We start from the raw sequence: 715 nt of genomic DNA, 5'->3' as shown, positions 1-715 counted from the left end.
CGTCAATGATATTATGTCAGTTGACTTTATATACGAACTTCTTTTACAATACAATTATATTTTCAGATATTTCAGTATAAAGAGGTGATTCCTTGAAAAACACTACTCTTTCAACAAGAAAACACCGCTCCTTAGAAACGAAAAAGAAACTATTACATTCCGGTTATACTATTTTTATAAAAAACGGATTTCAGAAAACTACAATCACGCAAATTATTAAACATGCAGAAACTGGTTATGGAACAGCATATGTATACTTTAAAAACAAAGATGCTCTCCTCGTCGTTTTGATGGAAGGTGTGATGAATCGCTTTTATGATATTGCTGATCGCTCTTTTTCCCCTCAAACAAAGGCCGAAGCACGAGATATGATTCAGAATCAAGTGCGCGCTTTTTTACAGTTAGCACAAGAAGAAAGAGCTATATTACAAGTTGTTGAAGAAGCAATAAGAACCTCAAAAGAAATACGTCAAAAATGGGATGAGATTCGCGAACGCTTTGTAACACGGATTATACAAGACATTACTCATTCCCTGGAAAATGAATTAGTACGAACTAAGTTAAATAAAGAGATTGTCGCATGCGGCTGGTTCTCTATGAATGAAATGTTCCTTTGGACAATCGTTCAAAATGATAAAAAAATTGATGTAGAAGAAATAGTGTATACATTGACGGAAATGTATACGACGGGGTTATATAAATAGCACATTATAAC

1 protein-coding gene is annotated in these 715 nt (G+C 33.7%); it reads left to right on the top strand.

The features are described from left to right. The first annotated feature begins 92 nt into the window (after positions 1-92). Positions 93-704: a TetR/AcrR family transcriptional regulator gene (locus AC1DTM_RS30110; RefSeq protein ID WP_002110252.1), complete on the top strand. Its 612-nt coding sequence runs from the start codon at positions 93-95 to the stop codon at positions 702-704. Positions 705-715: the final 11 nt, after the last annotated feature.

It is taken from the genome of Bacillus sp. P4_D3, assembly GCF_056401855.1.
Note: the sequence above shows the minus strand (reverse complement) of the source record. Positions and strands in the feature narration are given on the sequence as shown.